Source organism: Comamonas sp. BIGb0124, from assembly GCF_003752175.1.
Lineage (GTDB): Bacteria > Pseudomonadota > Gammaproteobacteria > Burkholderiales > Burkholderiaceae_C > Comamonas_F.
In genome coordinates, this window is sequence record NZ_RJVF01000009.1 from 610,601 (window position 1) to 627,008 (window position 16,408).

The window sequence follows — 16,408 nt, forward strand, 5'->3', positions numbered from 1 at the left end:
CATGGCTGAAATTCCCTCCGGGCTGCATCTGGCCGTGCGTAACGAGGACGGAGCGCCGACGGGGCGAGGGGCGCGTTGGCGCAGGGGTCTGGGCGAGGTGCTGCGCGTACTCGTGAGCCGGCCCGGTTTCACGCTGTCGGTGCTGCTGGTGCTGCTGGTGATCGGCACCGCGCTGGTGCCCGGTGCATTCTCGTCCCACGACCCGTATGCGACGGCCCCCGCTTCGAAGCTGCTGGTGCCGTCGGCGAGCCATTTCTTCGGCACCGACCATGTGGGACGCGACCTGTACACCCGCGTGATCTACGGCTCGCGGCTGACCATCCAGGCCACGGCGCTGGCGATCGTGATCGCGGCTGTGGCGGGACTGTTTCTGGGGGTCGTGTCGGGTTTCATGGGCGGCTGGGTGGATGCGGTGCTGATGCGTCTGGTGGACGTGAAGCTGGCCATCCCGGCCCTGCTGCTGGCGCTGGCCATCGTGACGGCCATCGGCTTCGGTACGCTGCAGGTGGCGATCGCGGTGGGCGTGGGCAGCATCCCTGCCTTCGCGCGCACCACACGGGCCGAGGTGCTGCGGGTCAAGGCCCTGCCTTACATCGAGGCCGCGCACCTGAGCGGCACGCGCTGGCTGAACATCGTCTGGACCCACATCCTGCCCAATTCGTCGGGGCCCGTGGCGGTGCTGGCGATCCTCGAGTTCGGCGGTGCGGTGCTGGCCGTGGCGGCGCTGAGTTTTCTGGGCTTCGGTGCACAGCCGCCGGCGGCCGAATGGGGCACGCTGATTGCGGAAGGCCGGGGTTATCTGATGACCGCGCCCTGGGTCTCGCTGCTGCCCGGCCTGTTCGTGGCCGTGGTGGTGTTCAGCCTGAACCACATTGCCAAGACACTCGAGGAGTTGCAGTCATGAGCCTGCCCGATGTGCAAGCACAGGCGCTGGTCGCCGTGCGTGACCTGCGTGTGCATTACCGCAGCCGCGAGCAGACCGTCGAGGCCGTGAACGGCGTGAGCCTGTCGATCGCGGCGGGCGAGACGGTTGCGATCGTGGGGGAGTCGGGTTCGGGCAAGTCGACCCTGGCGAGTGTGCTGATGGGGCTGCTGGCCCCGAATGCCAAGATCGTCGGCGGCTCGGTCTCGATTGCGGGCGAGGATGCCACGCGTTACTCCGAGACGCGCTGGCGCCAGGTGCGCGGGCGCACGGTGGGGCTGGTGCCGCAGGATCCGATGGTCGCGCTCAACCCGACCATGCGCATCGGCCGCCAGGTCGGCGAGGTGGTGCAGCGGGTGCGCGGTTCACGTGGCCGGGTGCTCGATGCCGACGTGCTCGAACTGCTGGAGCAGGTCGGGCTCGACCGGCCGGCCTTGCGTGTCCGCCAGTACCCGCACGAGCTCTCGGGCGGACAACGCCAGCGGGTGCTGATTGCGATCGCATTGGCCGGACGTCCTCGACTGCTCATCGCGGACGAGCCGACCTCTGCACTCGACGTCACGGTGCAGCGGCGCATCCTCGATCATCTCGAGGCGCTGGTGCGCCGCCAGGGCATCGCCATGCTCATCATCACGCACGACCTGGGCGTGGCGGCCGACCGCGCGGACCGGGTGCTCGTGATGCGTTCCGGCTCCATCGTGGAACAGGGCACGCCCGGTGCCGTGCTCAAGGCCCCGCGGCACGACTACACCCGGGCATTGCTTCAGGCCGCACCGGCCTGGCGGGTGCCGCAGGCCGCACCGATCGGCCTCGGCGAACCGGCGCGCGAGGTGCTGCGCTTCGAATCGGTCAGCAAGGCGTTCGAACTGCCCGGCACGGGCGATTGGCTGCGGCGCAAACCCGCGCAGACCTTCCAGGCGCTGGACGGCGTCTCGCTGCGTGTGCAGGCGGGGCAGACGCTGGCCATCGTCGGCGAGTCGGGATCGGGCAAGACCACGCTGCTGAGGCTGGCACTGGGGCTGGACAAGCCGACCTCGGGCCGCATCATGCTCGATGAACAGCACGATCTGACGCGTCTCGATGCCGCGGGATTCAGACCGCTGCGGCAGCGCCTGCAACTGGTCCAGCAGAACCCCTATGCCTCGTTCGATCCGCGCCTGACGATCTTCGACAGCATCGTGGCACCGCTGCGTGCTTTCGGACTGCTCAAGGGGCAGGCGCTGGTGCAGGAGGCGCAGCGCCTGGTCGACCAGGTCCAACTGCCGCGTGCCGTGCTCGGCCGCCTGCCTCGCGAACTCTCGGGCGGGCAGCGGCAGCGGGTCGCGATCGCGCGGGCGCTGGCGCTCAAGCCGGAATTGCTGTTCCTCGATGAACCCGTGTCTGCGCTGGATGTGTCGGTGCAGGCCCAGATTCTGGCGCTGCTGGCCGAACTGCAGCACGAACTGCGCGTGAGTTACGTACTGGTCTCGCACGACCTGGCCGTGGTGGCCGCCGTGGCCCACGACATCGTGGTCCTGCGGCAGGGAACGGTGGTGGAGCAGGGCCCTGCGGCCTCGATCTTCGGTGCGCCTGCCGAACGCTACACCCAGGATCTGCTGGCCGCCGTGCCGGGACGGCGTCTGGCACACGAGCGCAGCGAAGCCGTCGAGCCCGTGGCCTTGCGGGCCTGAAACCCGGTTGTCGTGTCCCATCGAAGCCTTTCCCCCTCCATGAATTCAAAGACTCATCCCGCTACCCAGCCGGCGGAAGAACAAGAACGGCGTTATCCCGCAGCGCAACTGCGCGAGCAGATCGTGGCCGTGCTGCAGGCCTGGGGCATGTCGGCGGCGCATGCCGAAGTGACGGCCCGCCTGATGGTGCAGACCGATCTGCTGGGCGTGGATTCGCACGGCATCTCGATGCTGCCGCATTACGACCGGCTGCGGGGCAAGGGACTGGTGGTGGCGGCCGAGCCGGTGCGGGTCCGGCGATTCGGGGCGACCTCCTTATGGGACGGGCAGGCCGGATTGGGCCATCCGGTTGCCCATGCGGCCATGCAGGATGCGATCTCGCAGGCCCGCCTGCACGGCATCGCGTTTGCCGGTGTGCGCAACTCCCATCACTTCGGTGCGGCCGGTGTCTATGCACGGCTGGCCAGCGAAGCCGGTCTGATCGGCATCGTCACCAGCTCGGCCAAGGGCGTGCTGGTGGTGCCCACGCGTGCCAGCGTTCCGGTGCTCGGCACCAATCCCATCGCCTGGGCGGTACCGGCCGGCGAGGGCCGCGACGATGTCGTGCTCGACATCGCGACCTCGACCAGCGCGGCCAACAAGGTCCGGGTGCGTGCGCTGCGCGATCAGCCGATCCCGGCGGGCTGGGTGGTGGACGAGGGCGGGCAGCCGGTGGAAGATCCGCAGGCCGCGCATGCCCGTCTGTTCGAACGCCAGGGCGGCGGCCTGACGCCGCTGGGCAGCAACGAGACGCTGGCCAGCCACAAGGGCTATGGGCTGGGTCTGTTCGCGCAGATCGTCGGGGCCAGCCTCAACGGCGGCGCGTTTGCCGCCGCCACGGCCGCCGATCCGTCTCTGGCGGATGCGCCGGCCAACATCGGCCACTCCTTCATCGTGATCGACCCGGCGGCACTGGTCGGCCTGGGTGCTTTCACGGATTCGGTTGCCGGCATGGCCGACTTCCTGCACGGGGTGGTACCGGCCGACCCCGAACTGCCCGTGCTGGTGCCCGGTGACCTCGAAGCCGCGCATTGGCGCGAGCGGCAAGCCGGCGGCGTGCCGTTGCCCGGTCTTCTGGTCGAGCAACTGCGCGCCGTGAGCACACGGGCCGGTGTTCCCTTTGTCTTGAATCCTGTGGACTGAACGGCCATGAGCGAGCACTCCCTTCATTCTTCGCTCGTCGAACTGCTGGGCCCGGCCCACGTGTTGACGGGTACCGATGCCGCCGGTTATCTGGCGGATCAGCACGGACGCCTGGTGGGCCAGGCGCGTTGTGTGGTGCGGCCCGCCAGCACCGAGCAGGTGGCCGGGGTGGTTCGGCTGGCTCGCCGGTACGGTTTCCCCATCGTGCCGCAGGGCGGCAATACCGGACTGGTCGGTGGCGCCACGCCCGATGCGACGGGTGCCGCGGTGGTGTTGTCCACCCGCCGGCTCGACCGCATCCGCCAGGTCGATGCGCAGGACAACACGGTGATCGCAGAGGCCGGCTGTACGCTGGCCGAGGTTCAGGCCGCGGCCGAGCAGGCCGACCGCCTGTTTCCGCTGAGCCTGGGCTCGGAAGGGAGTTGCACGATCGGCGGCAATCTTTCGACCAATGCCGGTGGAACCCAGGTGCTGCACTACGGCAACACCCGCGCATTGGCGCTGGGGCTGGAAGTGGTGACGGCCGACGGCGAAGTCTGGAACGGACTCGCGGGCCTGCGCAAGGACAACACGGGTTACGCACTCAAGGACCTGTTCATCGGGGCCGAGGGAACGCTGGGCATCGTCACGGCGGCGACGCTGAAGCTGTTTCCGCGTCCGTCCTCGCAGACCACGGCCTTTCTGTCCTTCGGCAGCATCGCCGCCGTGGTCGACTTCTTCGAGCGGTCGCGGGCCAGGCTCGGTCCGGCACTGACGGCTTTCGAACTGATATCGGGGCCCATCTATGCCCTGGTGGCACGCCATGTGCCCGAGATCGCCTTGCCCTTGCCCGCTGCCGAAGATCAATGGTATGCCTTGCTCGAAGTCTCGGGCTTCGACGACGAGGAGCAGGATCAGGTGCGGTTGGCGGCCCTGATCGAGCCGGCGATCGAAAGCCGAGAAGTGAGGGATGCCGTGATTGCGGACAGCCCGTCGAAAACACGGTCGCTGTGGCGGCTGCGTCACGAGGGGTTGGGTCTGGCACAGCGGCGCGACGGCGCGAACATCAAGCACGACATCGGCCTGCCGGTTTCGCGCATCGCGGAATTTCTCGCCAGCAACGCCAGGCGCCTGCAGGCCCACACGCCCGGCCTGCGGCCGATGATCTTCGGCCATCTGGGCGACGGCAACCTGCACTACAACCTGTCGCATGCCCCAGGGCAGTCGCTGGCCGAGCTGTTCGCGCAGGAGGACGCTCTGCACGGCATCACCTACGACTCGGTGCATCGCCACGGCGGCACCATCAGCGCGGAACACGGCATCGGACAGATCAAACGCGCCATCCTGCCCGACTACAAGGATGCCGTCGCAATCAAGCTCATGCAGAAGGTCAAATCAGCCCTCGATCCGCAGGGCATCTTCAACCCCGGGAAAGTTCTCTAAGCCATGTCCTCGTCCAATACGTTTGCGGATTCCCTGCTGTCTTCCGCCTTGCGGAATGTCGCTCTTTCCCCTATCGCGCAAGCGGGCCAACTGGCCGAGAAGCTGCGCAGCGAAGGTCGCGACATCATCTCGCTGACCTCCGGCGAACCCGATTTCGATACCCCCGAGCCGATCAAGCGAGCCGCCGTCGAGGCCCTGGCCGCCGGCAAGACCAAGTACACCCCGACCAGCGGCACCAAGGCCCTGCGTCAGGCCGTCGCCGACCATTATTCGGCCAAGCTCGGCCAGCGTTTCGGCATCGACGAAGTCATCGTCTCGAACGGCGGCAAGCAGGTCATCTTCAATGCCTACAAGGCGACCCTCGACGAAGGCGACGAGGTCATCCTGCCGAGTCCCTACTGGTCGACCTTCATCGGGGCCATCCAGATCAACCGGGGCAAGCCCGTGGTGGTGGCGACCACACAGGCCAACGACTTCACGCTGACCGGCGAGCAGCTCGAACAGGCCATCACGCCGCGCACCAAGTGGTTGCTGATCAACTCGCCGAGCAATCCGACCGGCGCGATCTACAGCCGCGCCCGCCTGCTGGAGCTGGCCGAGGTGCTGCGCCGTCATCCCCATGTTCTGGTGATGCTCGACGAGATCTACGAACACATCGTCTTCGCACCCGAAGGCGCGCCCAGCCTGCTGGAAGTCGCGCCCGACCTGCGTCACCGCATCCTGGTCGTCAACGGTGTCTCGAAGACGTATGCCATGACCGGCTGGCGAGTGGGCTGGGCGCTGGCGCCTGCCCGCCTGGTGAAGGCGCTCGAGGCGGTGCAGTCGCAGGTGTCCTCGGCACCGTCTTCGGTGGGGCAGGCGGCTGCGCTGGCGGCGCTGTCGGGTGTGGCGGGCGATTTCCTCGCGGCCTCGCGCGAAGCCTACCGTGAACGCGCGGCCTTCGTGGCCGATCAGTTCAACCGCATCGAGGGGCTGAGCGTCTATCCGCCCAAGGGCTCGTTCTTTGCCTGGCTCGACTGCTCCGCACTGCTGGGGCGCTACCGGCCGGACGGCAAGGTGTTGACGACCGACCAGGACGTGGCCGAGTGGTTCCTCGAGAACGGGGTGGCCCTGGTGGCAGGGCACGCCCATGGGCAGTCTCCGTTCATTCGCCTGTCGTTTGCCGCCAGCTTGAACGACCTGCAGCGTGCGCATGCACGCCTGGCCGACGCGGTCGCGCTGCTCGAACTCGCGCCTCGGGCGCACGAGGAAACGACGATCGCCGTCACGGCCCTCTGATCGATCTGGAAAAACCATGGGCGACACACTCATCCGCACCACCCCCGATGATCCTCGTGCCCAGCGCCTGCTGCAGTCGCTGGACGCCGAATATGCGCAGAGGTATGGGGAATTCCGCAGCACGACGGCCAGCAACGGACCGTCGGAAGTCAACCGGTACCCGCCTCAGGCCTTTGTCCCGCCCCTGGGCGACTTCCTGCTGCTGATCCGCGACGGCCAGGTGATCGCCGGCGGCGCTTACATGAGCCACGACGACGAGACCGTGGAGATCAAGCGGGTGTGGACGGATTCGGCCTGGCGCCGTCAGGGTCTGTCGCGCATCGTCATGGCGGCGCTCGAGGAGAGTGCCGTTCGGCAAGGCTATACGCGGGCCTATCTCAGCACCGGTTTCCGGCAGCCCGAGGCCTTTGCGCTGTATGTGTCGCTGGGCTACCGGCCGCTCTTCGACACCACCGTCGATCTGGCGCTGTTCCGCTCGCTGCCTTTCGAGAAACACATCGGCAGGCGGGCAGGGCCGCTCGCCGAAACGCCTTGGCGCGAAGTGTCGTCGACGCTGGAAGCCGCTACCCAACTGGTGGCGCGCATCAAGGACGAGCAGGAGAAAAAAATCCTGGCCCGTGTGGCCCGTCATCGGCAGGCTTGAGCCCTGTTCGGCGGCGCCAGGGGCCACCGGTCGGTGTTCCGGTTGCCCGACCCTGACTGCCCCCGATGCAATTCCCGTCACAGGACTGCGCGCAGCGGGTTGTATCGCTTCGGCGATCGTTGCTTTCCTTGCCTCCGGCTCACGGCGTCCGTACAACATAAGGAGAGCATCGATAACGCAAATGGGTGTTTTTTAGATTTATAATGAGAACGATTATGATAGCCGATCTTGCCTCCATGCGAAGGTCGGTTCATCGTACTTTCCGCTTCTCCATCTGCGCCCGGTCGACAGGGCGCCCTCTACAAACCTCCCATGCATTCAACGTCTGTCCGCGACGCCGGTCTCGCGTCGTCCTTCAAGCTTTCGCCGCTCATGTCTCTGATCCAGCACTGTCTGGGCATCAGCTTTGCCGTCGCTGCCGCAGGTGTCGCGGCACAGACCGCGCCTACGACGACCCCTTCTACAACCCCCGCGACGACCACCCTCGGCCAAGTCGAGGTCATCGGTCAGGCCGAAGCCATCGGAGGCCTGCAGAAGACCTATTCCGGCGGACAGCTCGCCCGAGGCGGCGATCTGGGCATCCTGGGCCGCACCGACCTGATGGACGTTCCCTTCAGCACGACGAACTACACCTCCGAACTGATCGAGAACCAGCAGGGGCTGACCATTGCTGACGTGGTCATGAACGACGCGTCGGTGCGGACGTTGCAGGCACGCGGCGGCTATGGCGACGACTTCCAGATTCGCGGCTTCTCGGTGGGGGCCCGCGATGTCAGCATGAACGGTCTGTATGGCCTGGTGCCGGCGACCCGCGTGCCGCTGGAGATGATCGAACGCGTCGAAGTGCTCAAGGGCCCGGGTTCGCTGACCAACGGCGTCGGACCGAGCGGCAGCATCGGCGGCACCATCAACGTGGTGACCAAGCGGGCCAACGACATTCCGTTGACCCGTCTGACCTCGACCTACATGGGCAAAGCCCAGTTCGGCACCCACCTCGATGTCGGCCGCCGTTTTGGCGCGGACAACCAGTGGGGCGTTCGCGTCAATGGCGTATGGCGCAACGGCGAGGGCAACATCGACGACGGACGCCAGCGCGTCGCTCTGGGTTCGCTCGGTGTCGATTACGCGGGCGAGCGTCTGCGCTGGTCGGCAGATGTGATGCGCACCACCGGCAAGACCACCGAGTTCCGCCCACAGAGCGCGTTCCGTGCCGGCACCACGCAGATTCCTGCCGTGCCCGATGCCCGAACCAACTTCTACCCCGGAACCGAGCTGACGGAACAAGCCAAGACGGCCATTTCGCGCATCGAGTTCGACCTCGGCAAGAACACCACGCTCTACGGCAGCATCGGTTACACGGATGCCTCGACCGACCAGACTTTCCCGACCGCGGTGTCGCGGCCGACGGACCTGCGCATCGATTCGCAGGGCAACTTCTCGGTCAACAACGGCTATTACGACGAGTACAACAAGGCCACGTCCGGCGATGTCGGTCTGCGTACGCGCTTCCGCACCGGTGCGATCGGCCACACGGTGGTGGTATCGGCCAATGCCCTGCAGCGCGAGACCGGCTACTTCTACCAACTGACGAACACCCCCGTCGCGTCCAACATCTACAACCCTTCGCCCCTGCCCGCGATCACGTTTGCACGGGGCAAACCCAGCAAGACTGCAGAACTGGCCCAGCACAGCTTCGCCGTGGCCGACACCTTGAGCCTGTTCAACGGCCGCTTCCTGGCTACCTTGGGCCTGCGCGACCAGACCATCGATCAGAAGAGCGTCAATGGCTCCACGCCTTACAAGGCCAGCTCGGTCACCCCGCTGGTCGGTCTGGTCTTCAAGCCCCTGAAAGACACGTCGGTGTACTACAACTACACCGCAGGTCTGACGGCCGGCGGGGTCGCCGGCCCCGCTTACGAAAACCGGGGCGAGGTCTTCGCGCCGCAGAAATCCAGACAGCATGAAATCGGCGTCAAGCGCGACTGGGGTTCGCTGATCACGCAGATCGCGGTCTACCAGATCGAGAATCCCAGCAGCATCGTCGAGAACAACGTCTACAGCTTTGGCGGCGAGCAGCGCAACCGAGGCATCGAATTGACGGCTTACGGCGAAATCCAGCGCGGTCTGCGCGCCATGGCCAGCGTCGCCCTGATGGATGCCAAGCTGGTGCGGACAGCCAGCGGCACCAACCAGGGCAACGATGCCAACGGTGTGCCGACGCGCACCTTCAACGTCGGACTGGACTGGGATACGCCGTGGGTGCAGGGTCTGAGCGTGAACGGACGGGTCATCCACACCTCGTCGATGTGGTACGACGCCTCGAACACGCTGCGCATGCCGGCCTGGACCCGTGTCGACCTGGGCGCCCGTTATGCGACCCAGGTCGCCGGCAAGCCGGTGGTGCTGCGTGCCAACCTGGAAAACGTCGCCGACAAGGGCTATTGGGTGACCGCGAAGGGCTATGCAACCGTCGGTGCACCCCGCACGCTGATGCTGTCGGCCCAGGTGGATTTCTGATCGTGTAAAACCGCGATCGCGCCATCTGGAAAGGGCTTGCCGTGAAAACGGCAGGCCTTTTTTTTATGCGTCGCTCAACGTTCAGCGGCATCCCCCGACCGCACGAACAGGCTCTTTCCGCGCGTTCGCAGCAACGTCAGAAGGCGGCGGGCCGCGGGCGACAGATAACCCGATTTGCGATAGGTGACGCCGAGCTTGCGGTGCAGCTCGGTTTCCTTGAGGGGCACCTCCCGCAGTGCTTCGGTGCCTCGCCCTTCCGCCAGGGTATGGCGCGACAGAAAGCTCAGCAGATCGTTGTGGGCGATCAGGCGGGGCAGCAGGGGGACCGAGTTGGCGTTGATCTGCACGGCAGGCGTCGGCAGGCCTCGGGACCTGAAGGCCGCATCCAGCCATTGGCGGCTGGGAATGGTTTCGAGCGGCAACACCCAGTTCCACTGGAGCAGCGATTCCATGGTGATGTCGGGCAACTGGAACACCGGATGGTTGCGGCTGGTCGCCACGACCACGACGTCCTCGACGATGGCATGGGTGACGAGCTCGTCGTCGTTCTCGGGCATCAGGCCGATCAGCAGATCCAATGTGCCCTCCCTCAGGCGCTCGCGCAGCATCATGCTCGGGCCGGTGGTGATGTCGATGGTGGTGTCTCGGGCTTCGGCCAGCAGCAGGTTGCAGATTTCCGGCAGCACGTAGTCGGCGGCGATCGGGCCGCTTCCGATGCGCACATGGCCTGCATTGCCCCGCGCAAAGTCGTTGACCTCACGCAAGGCCTCTTCGGTGGCACCGCGCAGCAGCCGTGCGCGAGCCAGCAGGACTTCGCCCACCGCCGTGAGCTGGATGCCACGGCCATGGCGCTCGAAGAGCTTGCTGTCGAACGCGTCCTCGAGCCGCTGCACCGCCTTGGTGAGGGCCGGCTGCGTACGGCCCAGCTTGTCCGCTGCGAGGCCGACATGGCCCAGCTCGGCCACGGCCTCGAAGTACTTGAGGTCTCTCAGGTTGATGTCCATTCATGAATCCAAGGAATCGATGTATGAATATTATTAAATGGACGGAATGATTTGTCATTCGCAGAATGGCTCTCCATAAAAGGAGACAAGCATGCGAAACAAGACGGAGCCGGCCCGTGCCGGTGCATCCATGAGCCGTGTTCACGGCTTCGACGGCGCCGGTCTGCATGGCCTGGCTGCGGCGGCCGATCGGACCCGCCAAGACTGAAACCTGCGGTGGCGAAACAGGGCCGGCGTTTCCAGCGAGACCCTGCCCGCGCCCATCGCCGGCACGCCGCTGCGACGGACCGGCTCATGGCCTGCGCGCCCAGTCGTCATGCAACGGAAAACGGCGACCCCTCCTGCGATCTCGCGGATTCCGCGCGGTTCGACCCCTGAATCTCTTTCCTGCATTCCTATGACCCCCACCATCTTCGTGACAGCGCCCCGACTCGCCCCAAGCGGCGTGGAACTCCTGGACCAGGCCCAGGCTCGTGTGATCTACCTGCAGAACGGCAACGACGTGCAGGAGGTCGAGCGGATCATGGCCAGCGAGCCGATCGATGCCGTGATTTCGCGCACCGTCGATCTCTCGGCCACGGCGATCGCGTCGTGCCCGACGCTCAAGGTGATTTCCAAGCATGGCGTCGGCGTCAGCAACATCGATGTCGATGCGGCCACGCACAGAGGCATTCCCGTCTATGTGACGCCCGGCGCCAATGCGCAATCCGTCGCCGAAATGACGCTGGGCCTGATGTTTGCCGCCGCACGCCGGATCGCCTGGATGGACGCCGAACTGCATGCGGGCCGCTGGTCGCGGGTACAGGACGGCATCGAGCTGCACGGCAAGACGCTGGGCCTCGTCGGCTTCGGCCAGATCGGCCAGCGCGTGGCGGCGGTCTGTCTGGCTCTGGGCATGGAGGTCGTGGCCTTCGATCCAGGCCTGAAAACCAGTCCCAACCCCGCGGTGCGCCTGGTGGCTTCGGTGGACGAGATCCTCCCCCTGGCGGATGTCCTCAGCCTCCACGTGCCCTTGAACAAACACACCCGAGGCATGCTGGGCGCCGAACAGCTCGCACGCCTGCCGCGTGGCGCCATCGTCGTCAACACGGCCCGCGGCGAAGTGATCGACGAGGAGGCCTTGATCGCGGCCCTTCGGTCCGGGCAACTGTATGCCGCCGGCCTCGACACGATGTCTGTCGAGCCGCTGCCCGCCGGCCATGCGCTGGCGGCGCTGCCCAACGTCGTGCTGGCTCCGCACGTGGGCGGCTCGACCCCCGCGGCGCTGGCCGGCATGGCCCGTGGCGCGGCCCGCAACGTTCTGGGCTGGCTGCAGGGCCAGCCTGCCGACCCGGCCGCTTGCGTCAATCCGCAAGTGCTGGCCTGAGCTTTTTTTATCCCCGTCGCCCGATCGATCCGTCGATCGATCGACGGACCGACTGACCTGACTGGAGTTTGCCCATGACTACCCCCGCTCCGACCATCGCGTCGCATCAATGGCCTGCCGGCTATCGCATCAACCCGCGTGTCGAAGGACCCGCACCCGAGATCGTCGCCGCTTTTCGCGAGATTCCGGTGGCCGCGATCGGCGACTCGATGAGCCGCCACATCGGCACCATCGGACTGCGCCAATACCATGCCCGGCTGGACACCGTGCTGTGCGGCCCCGCCGTGACCGTGCGGGTGCGGCCGGGCGACAATCTGATGATCCACAAGGCCCTGATGATGGTCCAGCCCGGTGACGTGCTGGTCATCGACGGCGGCGGGGACGTGACGCAGGCGCTGGTCGGCGGCCTGATCCGCACCACCTGCGTGGCCCGGAAACTGGGTGGCCTGGTGATCGACGGCGCCGTGCGCGACCTGTGCGAATGGGCGGAGGAGGGCATGCCGATCTTTGCCAAGGGGCACACGCACCGCGGTCCGACCAAGGACGGCCCGGGCGAAGTGAACGTGCCGATCTCGTGTGCGGGCATGGCCGTGCTGCCGGGCGATCTGATCGTGGGCGATGCCGACGGTGTCATCGCGGTTCCAGCCGCCGATGCCGCCCATATCCTGGAACGTGGCCGCGCCCATCTCGTCAAGGAAGCGAAGATACGCGCCGACAACGAAACCGGCCGCTCCGATCCGGAACGATTCGATGCGACGCTGCGGGCCAAGGGTCTGCCGGTCTGAACGACAAGCCTGATCCGCCGGTTTCGGGGCGGGTCGATCATCACCAACTATATTTTTCTCCCCGATCCGTGACGGACCGGGGGGTGGAGGAACACGTTCATGCTTGTCGCCCTTAGCTTCGCCATGTTCGCCTGCTTTATCTACCTGCTCATCAGCGGCAGGATGTCCGCCGTGGCCACGCTCATTCTGGTGCCCACGGTCTTTGCCTTGATCGGGGGCTTTGGCCCCGAGATGGGTGCCATGGTGATCAAAGGCGTTCGCACGATCGCTCCGACGGGCGTGCTGCTCATCTTTGCCATGGCCTATTTCATGCTGATGACGGACACCGGCCTGTTCGACCCCATCATCCGGCGCATCGTCGGTGCGGTCGGGGGCGATCCGGTGAAGATCTTCATCGGCACGGTCGCACTCGGTTTTGTGGTCGCCCTCGATGGCGACGGTGCCACGGTCTACATGATCGTGCTGTCGGCTTTCCTGCCCATCTACAAACGCCTGGGTCTTTCGCTGCCGCTGGTCGCCTGCCTGCTGCTGCAGTGCACGGGGATCGGCAATCTGCTGCCCTGGGGCGGTCCGACGGCGCGTGCCGCGGCATCGATGAAAGTCGAGATGTCCGCGGTCTTCACGCCGCTGATCGTCCCGTTGCTGGCGTGCGTGCTGTGGGCCTTCTTCATGGCCTGGCTGTTCGGCATGCGCGAACGCCGGCGCGTCGGCATCGTTCGTTTCGATGCGTCGGAAACGCTGGAACAGCGTCCTTCGGCCGGCTGGAAGCTCTACTTCAACTGGGCGCTGACGATCGGGCTGATGGTCGGACTGGTGATGGAGATCCTGCCCCTGGCCTATATGTTCATGCTGGCCACCGCGATTGCGTTCGTGGTCAACTTTCCCAAACACCAGGACCAGCAGAAACGCATGGCCGAGCATGCACCGGCCATTCTGTCGGTCGCCATGATGCTGTTTGCCGCCAGTGTGTTCATCGGCATCCTGAACGAGACGGGCATGGCTTCGGCGCTGGCCAAGACCATCGTGGCCGTGGTGCCGGATGCACTCGGTCCCTATATGGCGATCGTGACCGCGCTCATCAGCATCCCCATGACCTGGGTGGTGTCGAACGACGTGTTCTATTTCGGCATGCTGCCGATCCTGGCCGAAGCGGCGGCGCATTACGGCATCACGGGTGTCGAGATGGCGCGTGCCTCGCTGATCGGGCAGCCGGTGCACATCCTGAGCCCGCTGGTCGCATCCACCTACCTGCTCGTCAGCATGCTGGGGTTGAACTACGGCGATGTGCAGAAGCAGGCGATCAAGTGGGCGGTCGGCTCCAGCTTCGTGATGCTGATCGTGTCGCTGCTGATCGGTGTCATTCCGCTCCATCACTGAAGCGGCCGGGCAGGCCGATGGCCTGCGGCTGCCCACAGCAGGCTGCGGGCCGGCATTTTCAGACGCTTTGCCGATGGCGTTCGATGCAGGTGGCCAGGGTCTTGTCGCCCGGCTGCTTCCACCAGTTGGCTTTCGAGAAGATCTCGACTTCGCTGTAGCCCGCAAAACCGGCGTCCTCGACCCATGAGCGGATGAGCGGGATGTCGATGACGCCGTCGCCCATCATGCCGCGGTCGTTGAGCAGGTCGGTGGTCGGGGTGAGCCAGTCGCAGACGTGGAAGGCCAGCAGGCGCGGGGCGCCCGCCCGCCGGATCTGCGCCTCGAGCTTGGGGTCCCACCAGGTGTGATACACGTCGACGGCGACACCCAGGGCACCGCTGCGATCCGGGTCGAGCGTGTCGCACAGGTCCAGCGCGTGCTCCAGCGTGTTGACGCAGGCCCGGTCGGCGGCGTACATGGGATGCAGCGGCTCGATGGCCAGAGGCATGCCGCATTCGCGCGCGTGGTCGAGCAACTGGCCGATGCCGTCCTCGACCTGCCGACGCGCCAGCTGCAGATCCTTGTTGAGCGCCTGGCCCTGCAGGGCGCCGGGCAGAGCGCCGACCACCAGCACCAGGCAAGCGGCATTCAGCGTGCAGGCCTCGTCGACGGCGCGGCGGTTGTCGTCGTGGGCCGCTTGCAGGCCTTCTTCGCCGGTGGCCGTGAACATGCCGCCGCGGCAGTAACCCGAAAGGGCCATGCCCGCTGCACGGATCGCGGAAGCGGTCGCCGTCAGGGTGGCCGATGCGACCTGATCGCGCCAGGGCGAGATGGCGCGGATTCCGCGGCGGTCGCATTGGGCAATGATGTCGAGCAGCGAGCGTTCTTCGCCTTGCTGCTGGCGGATGGTGGCGGTGTTGATGGAGAGCCACTCGTGGCCGGTCGAGAAATCGCGCATGTCCGTCCTCCTCAGTCGCCGATGCCGTGCACGGCCATCAGCGTTTTCATGCGGGCGGTGGCCAGCTCGGGCTGCTCCAGCACGTGGGCTGCATCGGCCAGCCGGAACAGCTCGGCCAGGTGCTGGGCCGAACGCGTGCTGTGCTGGCCGCCGATCAGGGTGAAGTGTTTCTGGTGTCCGTTGAGCCAGGCCATGAAGACCACGCCGGTCTTGTAGAAACGCGTCGGGGCCTGAAAGATGTGGCGCGACAGCGGCACCGTGGGGCCGAGGATGTCGTGAAAGGCCGCGAGGTCGCCCTCGGCGAGCTTGCCCAGTGCCGCGCTGGCGGCGGGGGCGATGGCATCGAAGATGCCGAGCAGGGCATCGCTCTGCCCATGCGTGATCTCGCTGCCCCAGCCGTCGCCGGCGATGAGCTCGGCGTAGTTGAAGTCGTCGCCGGTGTACATGCGCACGCCTGCGGGCAGGCGGCGGCGCATGGCGATCTCCTTGTCCTTGTCGAGCAGCGAAATCTTGATGCCGTCGACCTTGCCGGGGTTGTCCGCGATGACGGCAAGCGCGGTCTCCATGGCCGATTCGAAATCGCTGGCGCCCCAGTAGCCCTGCAAAGCCGGATCGAAGGCCTCGCCCAGCCAGTGCAGGATGACGGGCTGGCGGGCCTGGGACAGGATGCGGCCGTAGACACGCTGGTAGTCGGCAGGGCCACGGGCCACGCGAGCCAAAGCGCGGCTGGCCATGACGATCAGTTTTCCGCCCAGTTTCTCGATGGCTTCCATCTGATGTTCGTAGGCGGCGATGACATCGTCCACGGTGCGGGCGAGCGCCGGGTCGAGATGATCGGTGCCGCAGCCGGAGGCGATGCGTGCACCGGGAAAGTCCCGCGCCGCATCGAGCGAACGTTCGATGAGCTGCAGCGAACTGGGCCAGTCCAATCCCATGCCGCGCTGAGCCGTGTCCATGGCTTCGGCCACGCCCAGGCCCAACGACCAGAGGTGGCGGCGATAGGCCAGGGTGGCGTCCCAGTCGATGGGGCAGTCGAGCCAGGGATTGGCCACGGCCAGCGGATCGTTCACCACATGCGCGGCCGAATAGGCCACCCGGTCGAAAACGATGCCCGGTGCCGCCTTGGGCGGCAGGCGGCCGGTGAGGGTGTAGGGCGCAACGGCGCCGGAAGCCGTGGGGAGTTGGAGGGTGAGGGCCATGTCGGGTGCGGTGCAAGGAGAGGAGGGGATGGCAGCGGGCAGGGCCGCCGCCTGCGGCACGAAGCTGCACGGCGTGGGTCCATGGCCGGGCGGCCCGAACGCACGG

Annotated in this window: 13 protein-coding genes; 10 read left to right on the top strand and 3 right to left on the bottom strand. The window is 66.4% G+C overall.

The genetic code is table 11. The features are described 5' to 3' along the window. The first annotated feature begins 1 nt into the window (after position 1). The 7 genes from EC845_RS08935 (at position 2) to EC845_RS08965 (ending at position 9,634) form a co-directional block, all read left to right on the top strand. Positions 2-904, top strand: coding sequence for an ABC transporter permease (locus EC845_RS08935; protein WP_123297256.1), 903 nt, complete (start codon positions 2-4; stop codon positions 902-904). Further along, a complete protein-coding gene (locus EC845_RS08940; protein ID WP_123297259.1) occupies positions 901-2,592 on the top strand; it encodes an ABC transporter ATP-binding protein in 1,692 nt (563 codons plus the stop codon). The genes EC845_RS08935 and EC845_RS08940 overlap by 4 nt, the downstream gene beginning before the upstream one ends. 39 nt (positions 2,593-2,631) lie before the next feature. Then, on the top strand, positions 2,632-3,774 hold the full coding sequence (locus tag EC845_RS08945; protein WP_123297261.1) for an Ldh family oxidoreductase: 1,143 nt from the start codon (positions 2,632-2,634) through the stop codon (positions 3,772-3,774). Between the two features lie 6 nt (positions 3,775-3,780). After that, on the top strand, positions 3,781-5,196 hold the full coding sequence (locus EC845_RS08950; protein ID WP_123297264.1) for an FAD-binding oxidoreductase: 1,416 nt from the start codon (positions 3,781-3,783) through the stop codon (positions 5,194-5,196). A gap of 3 nt (positions 5,197-5,199) precedes the next feature. Continuing rightward, positions 5,200-6,474, top strand: a complete 1,275-nt coding sequence (locus EC845_RS08955; RefSeq protein ID WP_123297267.1) for an aminotransferase class I/II-fold pyridoxal phosphate-dependent enzyme — start codon at positions 5,200-5,202, stop codon at positions 6,472-6,474. Positions 6,475-6,490: 16 nt separating this feature from the next. After that, entirely contained in the window at positions 6,491-7,117 is a 627-nt protein-coding gene (locus tag EC845_RS08960; RefSeq protein ID WP_123297270.1) for a GNAT family N-acetyltransferase, read from the top strand. A gap of 312 nt (positions 7,118-7,429) precedes the next feature. Beyond that, on the top strand, positions 7,430-9,634 hold the full coding sequence (locus tag EC845_RS08965; protein ID WP_123297272.1) for a TonB-dependent siderophore receptor: 2,205 nt from the start codon (positions 7,430-7,432) through the stop codon (positions 9,632-9,634). A gap of 74 nt (positions 9,635-9,708) precedes the next feature. On the opposite strand, the gene EC845_RS08970 is transcribed toward EC845_RS08965, so the two are convergent. After that, positions 9,709-10,638, bottom strand: a complete 930-nt coding sequence (locus EC845_RS08970; protein ID WP_123297275.1) for a LysR family transcriptional regulator — start codon at positions 10,636-10,638, stop codon at positions 9,709-9,711. Between the two features lie 397 nt (positions 10,639-11,035). On the opposite strand from EC845_RS08970, the gene EC845_RS08975 reads away from it, so the two are divergent. The 3 genes from EC845_RS08975 (at position 11,036) to EC845_RS08985 (ending at position 14,166) form a co-directional block, all read left to right on the top strand. Then, on the top strand, positions 11,036-12,004 hold the full coding sequence (locus EC845_RS08975; protein WP_123297278.1) for a hydroxyacid dehydrogenase: 969 nt from the start codon (positions 11,036-11,038) through the stop codon (positions 12,002-12,004). A 74-nt stretch (positions 12,005-12,078) separates the two neighbouring features. Next, the gene (locus EC845_RS08980) at positions 12,079-12,789 is read left to right on the top strand and encodes an RraA family protein (protein WP_123297281.1); all 711 of its coding nucleotides are present in this window, start codon (positions 12,079-12,081) and stop codon (positions 12,787-12,789) included. A gap of 99 nt (positions 12,790-12,888) precedes the next feature. Beyond that, a complete protein-coding gene (locus EC845_RS08985) occupies positions 12,889-14,166 on the top strand; it encodes a CitMHS family transporter (protein ID WP_123297285.1) in 1,278 nt (425 codons plus the stop codon). Positions 14,167-14,224: 58 nt separating this feature from the next. On the opposite strand, the gene EC845_RS08990 is transcribed toward EC845_RS08985, so the two are convergent. Then, entirely contained in the window at positions 14,225-15,103 is an 879-nt protein-coding gene (locus tag EC845_RS08990; protein ID WP_123297288.1) for a sugar phosphate isomerase/epimerase, read from the bottom strand. Between the two features lie 11 nt (positions 15,104-15,114). Next, positions 15,115-16,302 (bottom strand): dihydrodipicolinate synthase family protein, encoded by a 1,188-nt coding sequence (locus EC845_RS08995; protein WP_123297291.1) that lies wholly within the window; start codon positions 16,300-16,302, stop codon positions 15,115-15,117. Between the last annotated feature and the right edge of the window lie 106 nt (positions 16,303-16,408).